This window comes from Ectopseudomonas khazarica (genome assembly GCF_004521985.1).
In the GTDB taxonomy this organism is placed as follows: Bacteria; Pseudomonadota; Gammaproteobacteria; order Pseudomonadales; family Pseudomonadaceae; genus Aquipseudomonas; species Aquipseudomonas khazarica.
Map to the genome: position 1 here is coordinate 1 of NZ_SBHZ01000017.1, position 17,882 is coordinate 17,882.

Here is a 17,882-nt window from a genome sequence, read left to right on the forward strand (position 1 = left end):
GCAGGGGAGTGGGCTCTTGGTAGGGGGGCGAAGATATTGCCCGCCGAGGGCGGGCGCCTACAGCTGCTGTGGCAAGCCCATTAGGTATTTTGACTCTGTTGGCATGTGGCTTTCATTGCCTGCCTGGATCCACTCTCTCTTTCTTTACTCTTGCGGCGCTCTTATCAGTTCCCGGCCCAAGCCGTGCTACCCGTTATCCTCGCTGGTGGCGACGGGCTCCATGTGTGCGCATCTGTCATTTCTCTCAATGCTCTGCTCTGCGATAGGAAGCGTTAGGCTCTGTCCACTGGTTGTTAGGTGGAGGGTGCTTCGGTGAAATGTGTCCAGTATTCCGTTGCAATCGGTTGCAATGTGAAAATGACAGGGAGCGCTATGAGATTTGGCCGTAGCTGCATACCATAGGCGGCTATTCTGCGCATGCAGGGAAAAAGTCCTGTTGGCGTTGTCTCTTGGGTGGCGCGCCGGTCGTCAGAGGTCTATGCCGTTGACTGAGGGGCTGATGTCAGGCGGTAATTTGCAAGGGCGCTGAAACGGTGCGATATCGCTTCCGGCAGCGCCCTAAAACTAGTAGTTCCGTGAGTTTTGGATGGGGTGTGATGGTGAAGACTGATTCACTGCAGGTATGTATCGATAAATTTAAGAACCGGAAAGCCTTGATCGGTATTGTCGGCCTCGGGTATGTCGGCTTGCCGTTGATGCTGCGTTACAACGCCATTGGTTTTCGCGTGCTTGGTATTGATATTGATGCGGCCAAGATTGAAAAGCTAAATGCTGGTCAGAGTTATATTGAGCATATTGCCAGCGAGCATATATCGAAAGCGCGTGCGAGTGGCTTTGAGGCGACCTGTGATTTTGAGCGGGCCAGTGAATGCGACGCATTGATTCTGTGCGTGCCTACCCCCCTCAACAAGTATCGCGAGCCGGATATGAGCTTCGTGATCAATACCACGGATGCAATCACCCCCTACCTGCGCGAAGGTCAGGTGGTATCGCTGGAAAGCACTACTTATCCAGGAACGACTGAAGAAGAATTGCTGCCCCGTGTGGAGTCGACGGGTCTGAAGGTTGGTGAGAACATTTTTCTGGTTTACTCGCCGGAGCGCGAAGATCCGGGCAATCCCAACTTCGAAACTCGCACTATTCCCAAGGTTATTGGTGGGCATACGCCGCGGTGCCTGGAGTTGGGCATTGCTCTTTACGAGCAGGCAATCGACCAAGTGGTGCCTGTCAGCTCAACCAAGGCCGCTGAATTGACCAAACTGCTGGAAAACATTCACCGGGCAGTAAATATCGGCCTGGTCAATGAAATGAAAGTGGTCGCCGATCGAATGGGGATCGATATCTTTGAAGTAGTCGACGCCGCAGCGACCAAGCCGTTTGGCTTCACGGCCTACTACCCGGGGCCTGGTCTAGGCGGTCACTGCATCCCAATCGACCCGTTCTATTTGACTTGGAAAGCACGGGAATATGGGCTCCATACGCGTTTTATCGAGCTCTCTGGTGAGGTCAACCAGGCAATGCCCGAGTACGTGGTCAACAAGTTGATGGATGGCTTGAACAATAAGGGCAAAGCACTCAAGGGCAGCAAGGTGCTGGTGCTGGGAATTGCCTACAAGAAGAACGTTGATGATATGCGTGAATCACCATCGGTAGAAATCATGGAACTCCTGGAGGCCAAAGGGTGCATGGTTGCCTACAGTGATCCTCATGTGCCTGTCTTCCCAAAGATGCGCGAGCACCACTTTGAACTTTCCAGTGTATCTCTGACTGCCGAAAATCTGGCTGGTTTCGATGCGGTGGTGCTAGCCACCGACCATGACAAGTTCGACTACGAGCTAATCAGCCGGCATGCCCAGTTGGTGGTCGATAGCCGCGGCAAGTATCGTGCCCATCAAGCCCACATCATCAAAGCCTGATTGCAGGAGTATTGCATTGAAACGTTTTGCCCTGGTCGGTGCTGCCGGCTATATCGCGCCACGCCACATGCGTGCAATTAAGGATACAGGTAATGAGTTGGTGTCGGCCTACGACATCAATGACTCGGTTGGTATCATCGATAGCCTGTCGCCGCAGAGCGAGTTCTTTACCGAGTTTGAGCGTTTCATCGAGCATGCCTGGCAGCTCAAGCGCGACAGTGCCACCGCGCTTGACTATTTTTCGGTGTGCTCGCCGAATTACCTGCACCATGCCCATATCGCTGCTGGCCTGCGTCTTGGCTGTGACGTGATCTGTGAGAAGCCTCTTGTTCCTACACCGGAGATTCTCGACGAACTGGCCCAGGTAGAGCGTGAAACCGGTAAGCGTGTGTACAACATCCTGCAGCTTCGCCACCACCAGGCCATTCTGGATCTGAAGGAAAAGGTTGCTGGTGAGCAGCGCGACGGCAAGTATGACGTAGAGCTGACCTATATCACCTCACGCGGTAAGTGGTATATGGAAAGCTGGAAAGGTGAGCCGCGCAAGTCGTTTGGGGTAGCCACCAATATTGGAGTGCACTTCTACGACATGTTGCACTTCGTTTTCGGCAGGTTGCAGCGCAATGTGGTTCATTTCGCTAATGAATTCAAAGCTGCTGGTTATCTTGAGTATGAAAAGGCCCGTGTCCGCTGGTTCTTGTCGATCGATGCGAGTGACCTTCCTGATTCGGTCAAGGGCAAGAAGCCAACCTATCGCTCCATTACCGTAGAAGGTGAGGAAATCGAGTTTTCCGAAGGGTTCACCGACCTGCATACCACCAGCTACCAGGAGATCCTGGCTGGCCGTGGTTATGGAATTGAGGATGCGCGTCACTGCGTGGAAACCGTCAATACCATCCGTTCGGCGAAGATTGAAGCGCCCGAAGATCACGAGGGTCATCCGTTCATCCATGCGCTGCTGCGCTGACCTGGCTGTCATGTACGGGTGACCGGGTTTGTGGGTCACCCAGCTTCTAGCTGTCTGCTTTCAGAGCCTGAATCAACGTGTCAATCCCCCTCCCAACAAAATCGAACCTCGGCTCCTCGATGCGTTCGCCGTCTCGCATCAGGCTGGATGTCCAGGGGTTGCGTGCTGTCGCCGTCCTGGCAGTACTTGTTTATCATGCCAATGCGGCCTGGCTTAAAGCTGGCTTTGTCGGCGTTGACGTGTTTTTCGTCATATCGGGTTTCATCATCACGGCACTGCTGACTGAGCGTAGTGCCAAGATTGAACTGTTCGCATTTTATGCGAGCCGCATCAAGCGTATCCTGCCGGCCTATCTGGTCATGTTGGCTATCGTATGCACAGCGTCTGCGATCTTGTTATTGCCTGCAGATTTTTCTTTGTTTTTCAAGAGCTTGAAGTCATCGGTGCTGTTTGCTAGCAACCGCTACTTCGCCGATTTTGGCAGCTACTTTGCCCCCTCGGCGGATGAGTTGCCCTTGCTGCATACATGGTCGCTGGCCATCGAGATGCAGTTCTATCTGTTCTTTCCAGTGTTGATTGCCTGCGTACCTGGGCGTCACCGGCTTGCAGTTTTTGCTGGATTGACTGCGGTGCTGTTTGCCTGGAGCGGTTACCGAGCTTTGTTTGGCGATGTTTCTGGGGCAGTTTATTTTTCATTGTCTGCGAGGGCTCCTGAGTTTTTGGTCGGGGCTCTGGTCGCGCTTACCCTGCATCAGGAGCTCCCATTACGTTTGGCGAACCTGGTTGGCTTGCTCGGGGCAGTACTACTTGCTTGCAGTTTCTGGTTGGTACAAAAGGCGCAATTCCCTGGCATCTGGTCGCTGATGCCGTGCTTCGGTACGGCGCTGCTGATCGCGGCCCGTCGTGGTATAGCGAGCAGCCTGCTGGCTTGTGGCCCGATGGTCTGGCTCGGTGGTATCTCCTACTCCCTGTATTTATGGCATTGGCCGGTTCTGGCGTTCATCCGTTACTACACAGGTCAATATGACCTGACAGTTTCTTGGCTGCTGGTGTTTCTATTGGCGTCCTTTCTGCTTGCATGGCTCTCGTATCGTTTTGTCGAGCAGCCAGTCCGTGGTTCTGGGCGTATCTCACTGCATTGGCGCAGCTGGGGTGTTGCAGTGTCGATCCTTGTGCTGCTGGCCGTGGGGGCTCGGTTTGTCAACAAGCACCTAGTGGACCCACTGCCGTTGGAAATGACGACCTATGCGCCAGATGAAGAGATCTGTCACGGTTCATTGGTCGGGGAGTGCAAGCGTGGGGTCTTGGACGCGCCAATCTCGGCACTGGTGATTGGCGATAGCCATGCGGCTCAGCTCAATTTCTTTTTCGATGAGGTGGGGCGTGAGTTGGGGGCAGCGTACCGGCTGATCAGTGCCAGCAACTGCGTGCCGATACCGGGTTTTGATGTGGAACGGTTGGCCGACTGGGCGAGGCCTGGTTGCAAAGCGCAGATGCAGGTGGTTGCCGAGGAGTTACCTCGTATGCACAACGTGGTAATCGCCGGCATGTGGCAGATGCAGGTGCAAAGCCCTGCGTTCGTTACCGCTCTGGAGCGTTTTCTGCGCGACAGTGCTGAGCAAGGCAAGCGCGTGGTGGTGTTGGCCCAGGTACCGATGTTGGTAGCCAATCCTGTGCGTATGCACCGCTTTGCTGCGGTTGGGATTCCGGTGCAAGTAGTGGAAAACGATAGCTGGCGAGCGGCCAATATGACCATCAGACAATTGGTCGATAGCGTACCAGGAGCCAGTTTCGTCGATATGTCCGGCTCTGTGTTGTTCAATGATGCGCCCTACTACAAGGGCGAGCTGATGTATCTGGACAGCCACCACCTCAACCAGCGGGGAGCACGTGCTTATGGCCACTTGGCAATAAGCAGGTTCAGGCATGTTTTCTCACAGTTACAAGCGGACAAGGGCTATCAGCCATGAACCATTATCAGCATATCAGCGCTATCGTCGATGACGGTGCGCAAATCGGGAAGGGCACACGAATCTGGCACTTCGTGCACGTGTGTGCAGGTGCCAGGATCGGTGCTGGTGTCTCTCTGGGGCAGAACGTGTTCGTGGGGAACAAAGTGGTCATCGGCGACCACTGCAAGATCCAGAACAACGTGTCGGTCTACGACAACGTCACCCTCGAAGAGGGGGTGTTCTGTGGCCCGAGCATGGTCTTCACCAATGTCTACAACCCCCGGTCGCTGATCGAACGCAAGAGTGAGTATCGCGACACACTGGTGCGGAGGGGGGCGAGTCTTGGTGCTAACTGCACCATCGTCTGTGGTGTCACCATAGGCGAGTATGCCTTTGTCGGTGCTGGCGCTGTGATCAATAAGGATGTGCCAGCGTACGCCTTGATGGTTGGTGTTCCTGCGCGTCAAATCGGTTGGATGAGTGAGTTCGGCGAGCAGTTGCAGCTTCCCTTGCAGGGTGAAGGGCAGGCGGTGTGCGCGCACAGCGGGGTAAAATACGTGTTGAATGGCAAGGTGCTCGCCAAGGAGAGCGGACAATGATCGAGTTCATCGATCTGAAGGCCCAGCAGGCCCTCATCAAAGAGAAGATCGACGCAGGCATCCAGGCGGTACTTGCTCACGGCCAGTATATTCTGGGGCCTGAAGTGGCTGATCTGGAAGAGAAGCTGGCCGCCTTCGTGGGGGCTAAGTACTGCATAAGTGTCGCCAATGGCACCGATGCACTGCAGATTGCGCAAATGGCTCTGGGCATCGGTCCGGGCGATGAGGTCATCACCCCTGGCTTCACTTATATAGCCACTGCTGAGACAGTTGCCCTGTTAGGTGCCAAGCCTGTGTATGTGGATATTGATCCGCGTACCTACAACCTGGATCCGCAGTTACTCGAAGCAGCGATCACGCCGCGTACCAAGGCGATAATCCCGGTTTCTCTGTATGGCCAGTGCGCCGACTTCGATGCGATCAATGCCATTGCGACTCGGCACGGTATCCCGGTAATTGAGGATGCTGCGCAGAGCTTCGGTGCCACGTACAAGGGCAAGCGCTCCTGCAACCTGACCACCATTGCCTGCACCAGCTTCTTCCCAAGTAAGCCCTTGGGTTGCTATGGCGACGGTGGAGCAATCTTCACCAGCGATGACGAGTTGGCCAAGGTAATGCGCCAGATCGCCCGCCATGGTCAGGATCGTCGCTACCACCATGTCCGTGTAGGTGTGAACAGTCGCCTGGATACCCTGCAAGCGGCCATTCTGCTGCCCAAGCTGGAGATCTTCGAAGCCGAAGTGACGCAGCGTCAGCAGGTTGCCGCAGGTTACGCGCAACAGCTTGAGCAACAAGGCATTGCTGCGCCCTTTATAGCGGCAGGCAATACCAGTGCTTGGGCTCAATACACCGTACAGGTGGATGCCCGCGAGAGCGTGCAGGCTCAGCTCAAGGAGGGTGGTATTCCTACCGCCGTGCACTATCCGATTCCGCTCAATCAGCAACCGGCGGTCAAGGACGAACATGCAAGCCTGCCTGTCGGTGATGCGATCGCACGCAAGGTCATGAGTCTGCCGATGCATCCTTACCTCGGCGAAACCGAACAAAAAGCGATCTGCGCCAAACTGGCCGCCGCCATCCGCAATTAATGGAGTACCCAACATGAAAGTCCAAGGTTCCAAGATTCTCGTCATCGGCGGTGCCGGTTTCATTGGCAGCTTCGTGGTTTCCGAGCTGCTCAAGGAGGGCGCCGAACAGGTCGTCATCTACGACAACCTGGCCCGCGGCAAGCTCAGCAACATTGCCGAGCAACTCAAGGATCCGCGTTGCACCATGTACCCGCACGGTGGTGATATTCGCGAGATCGACCTGCTCAATGACGCCATGAAAGGTATGGATGGGGTGATCCACCTGGCTGCCATGTGGCTGTTGCACTGCAAGGATTTCCCGCGTACTGCGTTCCACGTGAACATCGAAGGCACCTTCAACGTGCTCGAGGCTTGCGTGAACAACAACATCAAGCGCCTTGTGTACTCCTCCTCCGCATCGGTTTACGGCGATGCGGTGCAGGTTCCGATGACCGAAGAGCACCCCTTCAACAACCGCAACTTCTACGGCGCTACCAAGATCGCTGGCGAGGCCATGTGCCATGCCTACCATGATCGTTTCGGCCTCAGCTACGTCGGCCTGCGCTATATGAACGTCTACGGCCCGCACCAGGACCAGACCGCTGCCTACACTGGCGTAATCCCGATCATGCTGAACAAGATCGACGCCAACGAAGGCCCGGTCATCAACGGCGACGGTACCCAGGCTTACGACTTCATCTATGTTGAAGACGTCGCTCGCTGCAACGTCCGCGCCCTGGAATCGGAAGTCACCGACCAGTTCTACAACGTCGGTACCGGCGTGCAGACCAGCATCAAGGAGCTGTGCGACACCATCCTCGACCTCAAGCAGTCCGAACTGAAAGTGCAATACCGTCCTTACAGTGCCGATGATGCCCGCCGCATGGTGCAGAACCGCATCGGCTGCCCGAAAAAGGCCACCAATGACCTGGGCTTCACCTACAAGTACGAACTGCGTGAAGGCCTGCAGAAACTGATCGACTGGCGCGCCGAGAATGGGGCGGAGTGAGTTCGATGGAGAAGCGTAATATCGCCATCTCGCTGCCTAGTACTGGCGAAGAAGAATGGCAGGCCACTCGCGAGCCGCTGATGAGTGGCTGGCTGACTCAAGGACCGAAGGTTGCAGCGTTCGAGAAAGCGTTCGCCGAGCGTCACCAGGTGCCCCACGCCTTGGCGGTCACCTCCTGCACCACCGGCCTGCACCTGGCGCTGGCCGGCCTGGGCATTGGCCCGGGTGACGAGGTGATTGTCCCGGCGTTCACCTGGGTCGCCACCGCCAACGTCGTGCTGTACTGTGGTGCTACCCCGGTATTCATCGACGTCGACCCGCGGACCTTCAACCTCGACCTCGAGCAGGTCAAGGCCAAGGTCACCGACAAGACCCGCGCGGTGATTGCCGTGCACCTGTTCGGCCGTTGCCTGGATATCGACACCCTGCGCGCCGCGTTGCCGCAGTCGGTGGCCATCGTCGAAGACGCCGCTTGTGCCGCTGGCGCCAGCTGGAATGGCCGCCCGGCAGGTAGCCTCGGGGATGTGGCCGCGTTTTCGTTCCATCCACGCAAGTCGGTGACCACCGGCGAGGGTGGCATGGTCACCACGGCCAACGCCGAACTGGCCGAGACCATGAACCAGCTGCGCAACCACGGTGCTTCCCTTTCCGAGGAGCAGCGCCATCACGGCCCACGGCCTTACCTGCTGCCTGAGTTCAACCTGCTTGGCTTCAACTACCGCATGACCGACCTGCAAGGAGCAGTGGGCCTGGTACAGCTGGCCAAGCTCGATGGGTTCATCGATGAGCGCGAGCAGTGGGCTCGCTACTACTGTGAGCAACTGGCCGATATCGAATGGCTGCGCCTGCCTTCCAGTCCAGAGGGTGGCCGTCACGGCTGGCAGGCTTTCGTGATGTACGTCGAACCAGGCAAGGCACCCATGCCGCGTAATCAGATGATGGAGATCCTTCAGGAAAAGGGCATTTCCACGCGTCCTGGTACTCACGCGGTGCATATGCTGGCTTACTATCGTGAGCGTTTCGGCCTCGCCCCGGACGATTTTCCGGCGGCGCGCGACTGCAACGACCACAGCATGGCGATTCCGCTGCACAACCGCATGGTCGCTGAGGATTATGCGTACGTCGTCGAGGCGATTCGCCAGCTTCGTTGAGTATCACGGCAGAACACACCTCCAGTATTCATGACTGGGGGCGCATCCGAGGTGATGGGGCGTGCGCATAGTGCTCGCGGCCCATCACCTTTCGATTTTAGGAGCAGCAAAGCGCATGTGTGGTATTACCGGCCTCATTCATCTGGACAGCAACCCGGTATCGCCTGTAGTTCTACAGCGCATGACCGATGGCATTGCCCATCGCGGCCCGGATGGCGAAGGCCACTGGATCGAAGGTAACGTCGGCCTTGGGCATCGTCGTCTGGCGATCATTGACCTTTCGCCTGCAGGTCACCAACCCATGGCGTCGGTCTCCCAGCGTTACGTAATGGTTTACAACGGCGAGGTCTACAACTTTCGTGAGCTGCGCACCGAACTGGAGGCTCTGGGCTACCAGTTTCGCTCGCGGACTGACAGTGAGGTCGTGCTCAACGCCCTGATTGCTTGGGGGCCGAAAGCGCTCGAGCGTTTCAATGGCATGTTTGGCCTGGGTCTGTGGGATCGCCAGGAGCAGACCTTGCTGCTGGCTCGTGACCGTTATGGCATCAAGCCGCTTTATTATGCACGCCAGGGTAATACCCTGGCGTTTGGCTCCGAGCAGAAGGCGATTCTGGCCCTCCCGGAGTTTAAGCGCAGTCTCGACAAGGAAGCGTTGCTGGAATACTTCACCTTCCAGAACATCTTCACCGACAAGACACTGCTCAACGACATCAAGATGTTCCCGGCTGGGCACTATGCCGTGCTGGACATGAAGCGCAAGTCGCCAGCACTGCAACTTATCGAGTACTGGGACTACGATTTCCGTGAGCCGGAGCACAAGGCCAGCGACGAAGAGTACCGGGAGGAGCTGGACCGCTTGTTTCGACAGGCCGTCAATCGCCAACTGGTGACGGATGTGGAGCTGGGCAGCTACCTGAGCGGCGGCATGGACTCAGGCTCGATCACCGCAATCGCGTCGCAGTCGTTGCCCTACATGAAGACCTTCACCTGCGGTTTCGACCTGAACTCTGCCTCAGGCATCGAGATGGGGTACGACGAGCGCAGCAAGGCCGAGTACATGTCCTACCATTTCAAGACCGAGCATTACGAAATGGTCTTGAAGGCTGGCGACATGGAGCGGGTCTTGCCCAAACTGGCCTGGCACCTAGAAGAGCCGCGGGTGGGACAGAGCTACCCGAATTACTATGCCGCACAACTGGCTTCCAAATTCGTCAAGGTGGTGATGTCGGGCGCCGGCGGCGATGAGTTGTTCGGCGGCTACCCATGGCGCTACTACCGCGCGGTGGTCAATGATGATTTTGAGCATTACATTGACAAGTATTACCAGTTCTGGCAGCGCTTGATCCCAAATAGCCAGCTCAAGAATGTTTTTGCGCCTATCTGGGATGACGTGAAGCATGTGTGGACGCGCGATATCTTCCGCGATGTGTTCAAGCACCATGCCGACAATTTGTACACGCCAGAGGATTACATCAATCACTCGTTGTACTTCGAGGCGAAGACATTTCTTCATGGCCTGTTGGTGGTAGAGGACAAACTGAGCATGGCGCATGGTCTCGAAAGCCGGGTGCCGTTTCTCGACAATGACTTGGTCGATTTCGCCATGCGCTGTCCGGTACACCTCAAGCTGAATAACCTTGCCGATGTGGTTCGTCTTAACGAGAACGAGGCCGGTGGTAAGTCTGACAAGTACTTCCAGCGCACCAAGGATGGCAAGCAAATTTTGCGTGATGTCATGGGTAAATATATTCCTCAGGATATTGCCAAGGCAGAGAAACAAGGTTTCTCTGCGCCAGATGCCAGCTGGTTCAAGGGCGAAAGTATGGACTTCGTGAAGAAGGCTGTGCAAAACGAAAACTCGCCAATGTATGCGGTTCTGGATAGGGGGTGTATTAATAGTTTGATCGGCGAACATTTGGCTGGTGCCAGTAACAAGCGTCTTCTGATCTGGTCGGTGCTGAATTTCAATACTTGGCTGGGACAGCAGAATGTCAATTGAGATAATTGCTAACGAACACGCTGATGATACATTGCAGATATTCCTGAAGCGGTGTGATCGATCGTTCGTATATGCAACACCCGCATTCATGGCGATGATCGCAGCGCATCTGCGAGGCCGGGCGTACTGGTTAGTAATGCGCCGTTCTGGGGGAGTCGTAGGCCTTCTTCCTTTTATGGTGAAGGAGGGTGCGTTGGGTGCCGTTTATAACTCGCTTGCTTATTACGGCAGCAACGGAGGTGTGATTCAACTCACCTACGATAAGGACGATAAGAGGCAGTTGATCGAGTATTTCTATGAGGCGGCAGAGAAGGGGGGGGCTGTGACGGCAACTCTTATTTCCAACCCGCTCGAGGAGTGCGTCACCTATGAGCAGTTCTCAAAATACGACCTGCGTGATGAGCGCATCGGTCAAATAACTTGTCTGCCAGACAGTGAGAGTGGTGACTCGTTGATGAAGTTGTTTGATGACCCCCGCCCGCGCAATATCAGAAAAGCCCTTCGCGAAGGCGTAATTGTTACTGCTGAGACGGATAAGGGGGTTGTTGACTTTTTGTACGACACTCATCGGAAGAACATGGCGGCAATTGGTGGTTTGCCGAAACGAGAAAGTTTCTTTAGGGATATTTCTTGTTACATGGCGAATGATCAGTGGCAGATCTATGTGGGTCGGATTGGGCCGCAAGCTGTTGCGGCTTTATTGGTTTTTTACAACAACCAGACCGTAGAGTATTTTACCCCGGTAATTGTCGAGGAATATAGAGGCACGCAAGCGCTTGCCCTCGTAGTGTATGAGGCAATGCTCGACGCCGTGAGCAAGGGCTTTAAATACTGGAACTGGGGTGGTACCTGGCTTTCTCAGGGGGGGGTGTACGATTTCAAGAAAAAATGGGGTACCACGGATCATCCCTATTATTACTACACCCGAGTCTTCGATCCTAAGGTACGCAAGGCGCCGCGTGAGCAACTGCTCTCTGAGTACGAGGGTTTCTTTGTACTGCCATTCTCAGCTTTGGAGGTTTGATGAGTAGTAACCGAGGTCTGATCATCGTTGGTACTGGGCTTTTTGCCGAAGTTGCAGGTGCCTATTTTTCAGAGTATACCGACTATCAGGTTACTGGCTACGCATGCCACCGCAAGTATATTGTCGGTAAGGAAATCTATGGATTGCCTTTGAGCGCCATCGAAGATCTCCTTGATTCGTATCCTCCAGGATGTTTCGATGTGTTTGTCGCTATTGGTTACGCGCAAATGAATCGTATGCGGCAAAAGGTGTATGAAGAAATTCGCGCGAAGGGCTATACGTGTGCGACGTTTGTTCATCCCAACGTAAAGATTTGGCCTTCAACCCTGCTGGGGGATAACGTGTTCATCTTCGAAGATAACACGATACAGCCGTTTACCAAGATAGGCTCCAATACGATGCTGTGGAGTGGGAACCACATTGGTCACCATAGCAAGGTCGGCAATCACTGTTTCATCGCTTCTCACGTTGTCATTTCGGGTTCATGCAGCGTAGGTGATCGCGTTTTCATTGGTGTGAACGCTACCTTGAGAGACAGCATAGCAGTTGCCGATGAGACGCTGGTCGGTGCAGGAGCGCTGATCATGAAAGACACGAAGCCGCAGGAAGTTTATGTAGTCGAGCGTACACGTCCGCATAAACTCAATTCGGAAGAGGTTGGTTTTTGATGAAAGTCGATACGCAGTTAAAAAAAATCGAGTCGATGTACTCTGAGAACTTAAAAAAGACAGGTGTCGACTCTCGGTCTGTGGGCTGGAATACCGAAGCTTGTCAGAAACTTAGATTTAGCAAGCTGGCCGCGGTATTAGACTGCTCTGGGCCTTTTTCGGTCAATGATTTGGGTTGTGGCTATGGGGCGCTGCTTGAATTTTTGCAGCAGGACCTCGGAGCCAAAGTTTCTAAATATTATGGCTATGACATTAGCCAGGATATGCTGACGTTGGCGCGTGCGCGGTTGGCGAGTGCAGAGTGCGATGTTGTTGAGTTGTTGCAGGCGCCCAGCCTGGTAACTCGTGCGGATTATGCATTCGTTTCCGGTACTTTTAATGTGAAGTTTGATGCTGAACCGGAGGTCTGGAAGGAATATATTTCTTCTTGTTTGAAAAATCTGGATGAGTTTAGTGATAGGGGTTTCGCCTTCAATCTACTGACGTCCTATGTGGATTGGGAAGAGCCGCACCTCTTCTACGGTAATCCTGGTTACTGGTTTGATTATTGCAAAAAGAACTTTTCCAAAAGGGTTTCCCTCCTTCACGATTATGATCTGTGGGAATGGACCATCGTGGTGAAAAAGTGATGTGGGACAAGATTTTTTTCTTCCACACGCCATCTGGGTTGCCTGCCACTGCGGTTTCCCATGCTCAACTGCCCACGGTCCTGTGCTTTCAAGACTTTGTCAGGGTTTTTTTTGCTGTACGTGATGACCGCCAGTACTCCAGCATTTATTCGATCGATCTGGGGCTGGAGGGGAGGGAGGTCAAAGTACTTAGCGAATCACCGGTCTTGTGCCTTGAGCCCGGTGCTTTGGGCGGGTTCGACGAGCATGGTGTGTTTCCAGCATCGATCATTTCGATCGAGGGTCGATACCATCTCTATTATATTGGCTGGAACAAAGGTGCGACCCCTCCGCTTTTTTATGCGGCAATTGGTTTGGCGGTCAGCGAGGACGGACTGAATTTCAAGCGTACCTCGGTAGCCCCAATCATGAGCCGTAGTGAATATGATCCCTGTCTCGTCACTTCACCTCATGTATACAAGGACGGTGAGTTGTACAGGATGACTTATGTCTCTGGGGTAAAGTGGACCCGTGAAGTACACGGGTTGCAATCCCATTATCATATCAAGCATGCGACCTCGTTGGATGGTGTGAGTTGGCAACGTGAAGGCAGAGTCGCCATTGACTTTGCACCTGGCGAAACCAATATTGCTCGCTCTGCTGTGATGAAAAACGGCGAAGGATGCTACGAAATGTGGTTCTCGTTCGTGGGGCCAGAGAGTGGAAAGTATCGCATGGGGTATGCATCCTCCACTGACGGTTGGCAGTGGGTGCGTAATGATCGTAAAGCGGGTATAGATGCGGACTGCGAAGAGTGCAGCGATATGATTTGTTATCCCTGTGTCTTCGATTTCAAGGGTGAGCGATATATGCTTTTCAATGGCGATGGATTCGGTCGCAACGGTTTTGGCTTGGCTGTTCTTGATCGGCAGAGAGTTGTTTGATGAAGACCAGAGTTTATACGTTATTTTGTTGGGCTGCCTATCCGTTATTCTTCATCATTGCAATGCTTATAGCACTCTGTGCTCGCCTGTTCTGTCGGTCTGTACTGGATAGTCCGCGTTTGGTCTGGGGCGAAGCACCGATAATTAATAACTCTTATTGGGCGCGGGCCATGCGTGCGGCGGGCTGTAAGTCGCTGACATTCACCGATGGCTATTCCTACACGATCAATAAGCGGGAGGACTATGATCGAGTGGTTCAGGATCACTATGGACCTATTCCGGTTTTCCTGAAGTACTACCTTGCTTTTTTTGAAAGCCTTTTCAGGTTCGATGTTTTTTTTATATCGTTTAATGGCTTCTTTCTTGGGAAGACTCCATTTTGGCGCATGGAAGCCCTGCTGTTGAAGTTGGCGCGGAAGAAGGTGGTAGTTCTTCCATTTGGACTGGACGCGTTTGTTTATAATAGGGTGAAGTCTACCTCTATGCTGCAGGGACTATTGATGTCGGTCCCTGTTCCGTCACGGCAACAGCGGCGTATCGCTGCGCGCGTTGACTACTGGTGTGAGCATGCTGATGTGGTACTGCTTGGCTTTTTGGGTCCAGACGGGTTTGGTAGGTGGGACGTCATCATGCCGAATTTCCTGTTCATTGATTATGACGAGTGGGCTCAGTCGACCAGAGCTAGTGATGCAGATGGTGTCAGTGATGTGGTTTATATCGCACATGCGCCAAATCATCGTGGTTTCAAAGGGAGTGAATTTGTAATTGACGCAGTTGCCCAGCTAAAACATGAGGGTTTGAAAGTAGAGCTGGTTCTGGTCGAGGGTAAGCAAAATTCGGAAGTTAAGAGGATCTTCAAGGAAGATGTCGATATCCTGGTTGAGCAGCTTATAGCGGTTGGTCATGGGCTCAACGGTTTAGAGGGAATGGCGTCTGGTTTACCGGTCATCAGTAATCTCGAAGACGAAAACTATGTCGTGCCTCTTCGTCGATGGTCATATTTTTCTGAGTGTCCCATCGTGTCGGGGTCTCCAGAGAATCTTGTGGAGATTTTACGTAAGCTCGTTACTAGGCCTGGCTTACGCAGGGAGCTGGGGGCGGCCGGTAGAGCATATGTCGAGAAATACTATGGCTACGATTCGGCGCAATATCTGTTCGGTGAGATAATTCATTATCTTTACGGTCGTCGCGAACGCTTGATTGATTTGTATCATCCGCTTTTGAGCGATTACCCCAAGCGTGCCGCCAAGGTTATTAATCCTCTGAAAAACGGGCGGTTGCCTGATTGATGCTTTTACGTAAATTGGCCCGTGATAGCGTCATTTATGGCGGCGGCGACTTCCTGCTGAAACTTCTCGCGTTCTTCACTTTTCCCTTGCTAGCTTCAGCTTTGTCGGCCGAGGGGTTTGGGGTTATGGAGCTGGGACTGACCATTGCGACGCTTGGCGCTGTTTTTGTTCGTTGTGGTTTGAATAATGCGGTACAGCGCTACTATTGGGATGCCGGTGTTTCTGAGGTTGAGCGACCGGTATTGGTCTCGACTGGTTTCTGGTTGACGTTCGGTATCGGTGTGGTATGCGGGGTATGTTCATTCTTCACCGTACCGTTGATTTTCAAAGCTAGCAGTGGCGGAGCGGAGCAGCTGGCTCCAATGGGCGTTCTGGCTATCGCCGCTCTTCTGCCGCTTCTCCAATGGAGCCAATACTTACAGGATGTCCTAAGGCTCCATTTTGCGCCTTGGAAGTTCTTGGCATACACCTTCAGTAGTCGTGCACTTGGGGCTCTGGTTGCGCTCTTCCTAGTTTTATATTTTGGTGCGGGCGTTGAGGGCGTGTTACTGGCTCAGGCATCAGTACTGCTGTTGGCATTGCCGCTTGGGATCTGGTTTGTCAAGAAGGACTTCGTTGTAAAAGTTGATAGGCCTTTGGCAGGACGGCTTTTAGCTTTCGGTGCCCCTTTCATTTTCACGGAGGTTGCCTACTGGTTGTTGGCATCAATTGATCGATGGGTGTTGGCGGCAATGGCCGGAGTCTCCGAGGTTGGTATCTACTCAGTAGCATTCAGGTTCTCTACCTTGGCAGTCTTCGTCGCCACTGCATTTGGTATGGCCTGGAGTCCTTATGCGGTAAAAATCAGGGCGGATCATCCCCAGAGCTATAAGCACGTCTATGCTGAGGTGCTCTTGATTCTCTTGGTTGTGATGTTGTGTGTGGCCGGATTCATCGCTTTGTTTGCGGGCGAATTTATTGGGCAGATCATGTCACCCGACTATGCTGCCGCAGCTATTCCATTGACAGTACTATGTTTCACTGCAGTATTGCAGGCGAGCCAGCAAGTCACAGCCATCGGTATCTCTCTGGCAAATAGAACCAAGATTTTTGCTGGTCTTGTGTGGGTGGCGGCTATTCTGAATTTGGTCTTGAATTTTTGGTTGATTCCTCAGGCCGGTGCTGCTGGGGCTGCGATAGCTACATTAATATCCTATGTGTTTCTATCGGGTGCCTTCCTTTTCTTTACCCAGCGTCTCTATCCTTTGCCAATCAGCTGGGCACGCTTACTCTGGTTGTGCTTTCTAGGTGCGGTAATTCTGTTTTCAAGTATTCACTGGTCGTCACAAGAATTTGATTTGTCTACGTCAGCAGTGAAATTGTGCATTGCCTTGGTGTGCCTAGTGTTCGCCTTGCTGTCGCTTAATTTTAAAATTTTTCGTTCGCTTTAAATTAGACTGCCTGGGGGGGAGATGAGAACGGCGTATTATTTGTTTCGTGTGGGTGTGGAGTTACTGGCGTTATTTTTTTTGCTGTTGTTTTCCTTATGCTGCAAGTCTTTCCGGCAGCGGAAATTTGATATCGGCCTGGGCCCCTTCCCGCTGATCAACAACATTTACCACAAGCGCGCCCTGGAGCTGGCCGGCTATTCGGCGGAGACCTTCGTCAGTCAGGTCTGGCATATCACCAGTAACTTTGATGTGCGCTTTGATCAGCATTGGCTGTCGAGGAACATTCTAACCCGCAAGCTGCTGCTCAACTTGTACATCTTCTGCTGGTCGGCCCGACGTTATCGTTCGGTGATCATCTATTTCGATGGCGGTGCGTTGGGGCAGGGTACGGCGTTCCTTTGGCGCCTGGAACCTTATCTCTATCGTCTGGCAGGAGTCAAAACTGTCGTCCTGCCCTACGGTTCTGATGTGCAGGTCATGAGTCGTTCACCAAACCTGCAGTTCAAGCATTCCATGGCGGTCGACTACCCTCAGCACCGCACTCGGCATCGGCATATCCAGGCCATGGTCGATGTATGGAGTTCAGCTGGCAGTCATATCGTCGGTGGTTGTGAATGGGTCGACTATATGCACCACTGGGATAGTCTGATGATCGCGCATTTCTCGATTCAGTTACCCGATGTAGCCTGTGCTGCCGTCGATCAGCCTGTTGCCCATGGGCCGTTGAAGTTGCTGCATGCCCCTAACCACCGCGAGATCAAGGGCACCCGGCATGTCGTCAAGGCTGTCGAAGAGCTTCGTCGGGAAGGGCTCGATATCGAGCTGGTCATGGTCGAGCGGGTACCTAACGAAGAAGTCAGGCGACTGATTCTCGAAGCGGACGCGGTAGTCGATCAACTGGTCATCGGCTGGTACGCGATGTTCGCCATCGAAGCGATGGCTTCGGGAAAACCGGTGATCTGCTACCTGCGCCAGGATCTGGAGTCGCTATATGTGGCGACCGATTTGCTGCAGGACTTCGACGAGATCCCGATCATCCGTGCCGACGTCTTCAGTTTTAAAGAGGTCATACGCAAACTGCACGCTGATCGTACGCTGCTATCCATTGCCGGCAACCGCGGTCGCGGCTATGTAGAGCGACATCACTCGATCGAGGCAATTTCGCTTGCGTTTTCCAAAATTTTCGCCAAATTGATCGGCCCTTCTAAGGGGTGCGGGCGAACGAGCGCAGATAAGTAATAAAAAGTGGAGTTGTAACA

At 53.6% G+C, this 17,882-nt stretch carries 15 protein-coding genes; all 15 read left to right on the forward strand.

Annotated features, from left to right (window positions below; all coding sequences use genetic code 11):
* The first annotated feature begins 596 nt into the window (after positions 1-596).
* The 15 genes from wbpA (at position 597) to EPK82_RS19930 (ending at position 17,862) form a co-directional block, all read left to right on the forward strand.
* The gene (gene wbpA, locus EPK82_RS19860; RefSeq protein ID WP_134677776.1) at positions 597-1,916 is read left to right on the forward strand and encodes a UDP-N-acetyl-D-glucosamine 6-dehydrogenase; all 1,320 of its coding nucleotides are present in this window, start codon (positions 597-599) and stop codon (positions 1,914-1,916) included.
* 16 nt (positions 1,917-1,932) lie between these two features.
* Positions 1,933-2,883, forward strand: a complete 951-nt coding sequence (gene wbpB, locus EPK82_RS19865) for a UDP-N-acetyl-2-amino-2-deoxy-D-glucuronate oxidase (RefSeq protein WP_134677777.1) — start codon at positions 1,933-1,935, stop codon at positions 2,881-2,883.
* A gap of 77 nt (positions 2,884-2,960) precedes the next feature.
* Positions 2,961-4,853 carry an acyltransferase family protein gene (locus EPK82_RS19870; protein WP_341870011.1) on the forward strand — a complete coding sequence of 631 codons (1,893 nt, stop codon included), beginning with the start codon at positions 2,961-2,963 and terminating at the stop codon, positions 4,851-4,853.
* On the forward strand, positions 4,850-5,434 hold the full coding sequence (gene wbpD, locus EPK82_RS19875; protein WP_134677778.1) for a UDP-2-acetamido-3-amino-2,3-dideoxy-D-glucuronate N-acetyltransferase: 585 nt from the start codon (positions 4,850-4,852) through the stop codon (positions 5,432-5,434). Before EPK82_RS19870 ends, wbpD begins: the two co-directional genes overlap by 4 nt.
* Positions 5,431-6,522 carry a DegT/DnrJ/EryC1/StrS family aminotransferase gene (locus EPK82_RS19880; protein WP_134677779.1) on the forward strand — a complete coding sequence of 364 codons (1,092 nt, stop codon included), beginning with the start codon at positions 5,431-5,433 and terminating at the stop codon, positions 6,520-6,522. The genes wbpD and EPK82_RS19880 overlap by 4 nt, the downstream gene beginning before the upstream one ends.
* Positions 6,523-6,535: 13 nt before the next feature.
* Complete coding sequence (locus tag EPK82_RS19885) at positions 6,536-7,510, forward strand: SDR family NAD(P)-dependent oxidoreductase (protein ID WP_134677780.1); 975 nt, start codon at positions 6,536-6,538, stop codon at positions 7,508-7,510.
* Between the two features lie 5 nt (positions 7,511-7,515).
* On the forward strand, positions 7,516-8,661 hold the full coding sequence (locus EPK82_RS19890) for a DegT/DnrJ/EryC1/StrS family aminotransferase (RefSeq protein ID WP_134677781.1): 1,146 nt from the start codon (positions 7,516-7,518) through the stop codon (positions 8,659-8,661).
* 61 nt (positions 8,662-8,722) lie between these two features.
* Positions 8,723-10,660 carry an asparagine synthase (glutamine-hydrolyzing) gene (asnB, locus tag EPK82_RS19895; RefSeq protein WP_244230058.1) on the forward strand — a complete coding sequence of 646 codons (1,938 nt, stop codon included), beginning with the start codon at positions 8,723-8,725 and terminating at the stop codon, positions 10,658-10,660.
* Entirely contained in the window at positions 10,650-11,684 is a 1,035-nt protein-coding gene (locus tag EPK82_RS19900; protein WP_134677782.1) for a GNAT family N-acetyltransferase, read from the forward strand. Before asnB ends, EPK82_RS19900 begins: the two co-directional genes overlap by 11 nt.
* Positions 11,684-12,352, forward strand: coding sequence for an acetyltransferase (locus tag EPK82_RS19905; protein ID WP_134677783.1), 669 nt, complete (start codon positions 11,684-11,686; stop codon positions 12,350-12,352). Before EPK82_RS19900 ends, EPK82_RS19905 begins: the two co-directional genes overlap by 1 nt.
* Positions 12,352-12,981: a class I SAM-dependent methyltransferase gene (locus tag EPK82_RS19910; RefSeq protein ID WP_134677784.1), complete on the forward strand. Its 630-nt coding sequence runs from the start codon at positions 12,352-12,354 to the stop codon at positions 12,979-12,981. The genes EPK82_RS19905 and EPK82_RS19910 overlap by 1 nt, the downstream gene beginning before the upstream one ends.
* The gene (locus tag EPK82_RS19915; protein ID WP_134677785.1) at positions 12,957-13,904 is read left to right on the forward strand and encodes a glycoside hydrolase family protein; all 948 of its coding nucleotides are present in this window, start codon (positions 12,957-12,959) and stop codon (positions 13,902-13,904) included. The genes EPK82_RS19910 and EPK82_RS19915 overlap by 25 nt, the downstream gene beginning before the upstream one ends.
* Positions 13,904-15,193, forward strand: coding sequence for a glycosyltransferase family protein (locus EPK82_RS19920; protein ID WP_134677786.1), 1,290 nt, complete (start codon positions 13,904-13,906; stop codon positions 15,191-15,193). Before EPK82_RS19915 ends, EPK82_RS19920 begins: the two co-directional genes overlap by 1 nt.
* Positions 15,193-16,623 (forward strand): oligosaccharide flippase family protein, encoded by a 1,431-nt coding sequence (locus EPK82_RS19925; protein ID WP_134677787.1) that lies wholly within the window; start codon positions 15,193-15,195, stop codon positions 16,621-16,623. The genes EPK82_RS19920 and EPK82_RS19925 overlap by 1 nt, the downstream gene beginning before the upstream one ends.
* Before the next feature lie 21 nt (positions 16,624-16,644).
* Positions 16,645-17,862 (forward strand): glycosyltransferase family protein, encoded by a 1,218-nt coding sequence (locus EPK82_RS19930; protein WP_134677788.1) that lies wholly within the window; start codon positions 16,645-16,647, stop codon positions 17,860-17,862.
* The last annotated feature ends 20 nt before the right edge of the window (positions 17,863-17,882 follow it).

Coding starts and splice junctions, on each gene's coding strand:
- EPK82_RS19930 (WP_134677788.1), top strand. CDS start 16,645: ATGAGAACGGCGTATTATTTGTTTCGTGTGGGTGTGGAGTTACTGGCG.
- EPK82_RS19890 (WP_134677781.1), top strand. CDS start 7,516: ATGGAGAAGCGTAATATCGCCATCTCGCTGCCTAGTACTGGCGAAGAA.
- EPK82_RS19885 (WP_134677780.1), top strand. CDS start 6,536: ATGAAAGTCCAAGGTTCCAAGATTCTCGTCATCGGCGGTGCCGGTTTC.
- wbpA (WP_134677776.1), top strand. CDS start 597: ATGGTGAAGACTGATTCACTGCAGGTATGTATCGATAAATTTAAGAAC.
- EPK82_RS19915 (WP_134677785.1), top strand. CDS start 12,957: ATGGACCATCGTGGTGAAAAAGTGATGTGGGACAAGATTTTTTTCTTC.
- EPK82_RS19905 (WP_134677783.1), top strand. CDS start 11,684: ATGAGTAGTAACCGAGGTCTGATCATCGTTGGTACTGGGCTTTTTGCC.
- EPK82_RS19925 (WP_134677787.1), top strand. CDS start 15,193: ATGCTTTTACGTAAATTGGCCCGTGATAGCGTCATTTATGGCGGCGGC.
- EPK82_RS19900 (WP_134677782.1), top strand. CDS start 10,650: ATGTCAATTGAGATAATTGCTAACGAACACGCTGATGATACATTGCAG.
- EPK82_RS19920 (WP_134677786.1), top strand. CDS start 13,904: ATGAAGACCAGAGTTTATACGTTATTTTGTTGGGCTGCCTATCCGTTA.
- EPK82_RS19910 (WP_134677784.1), top strand. CDS start 12,352: ATGAAAGTCGATACGCAGTTAAAAAAAATCGAGTCGATGTACTCTGAG.
- EPK82_RS19880 (WP_134677779.1), top strand. CDS start 5,431: ATGATCGAGTTCATCGATCTGAAGGCCCAGCAGGCCCTCATCAAAGAG.
- wbpD (WP_134677778.1), top strand. CDS start 4,850: ATGAACCATTATCAGCATATCAGCGCTATCGTCGATGACGGTGCGCAA.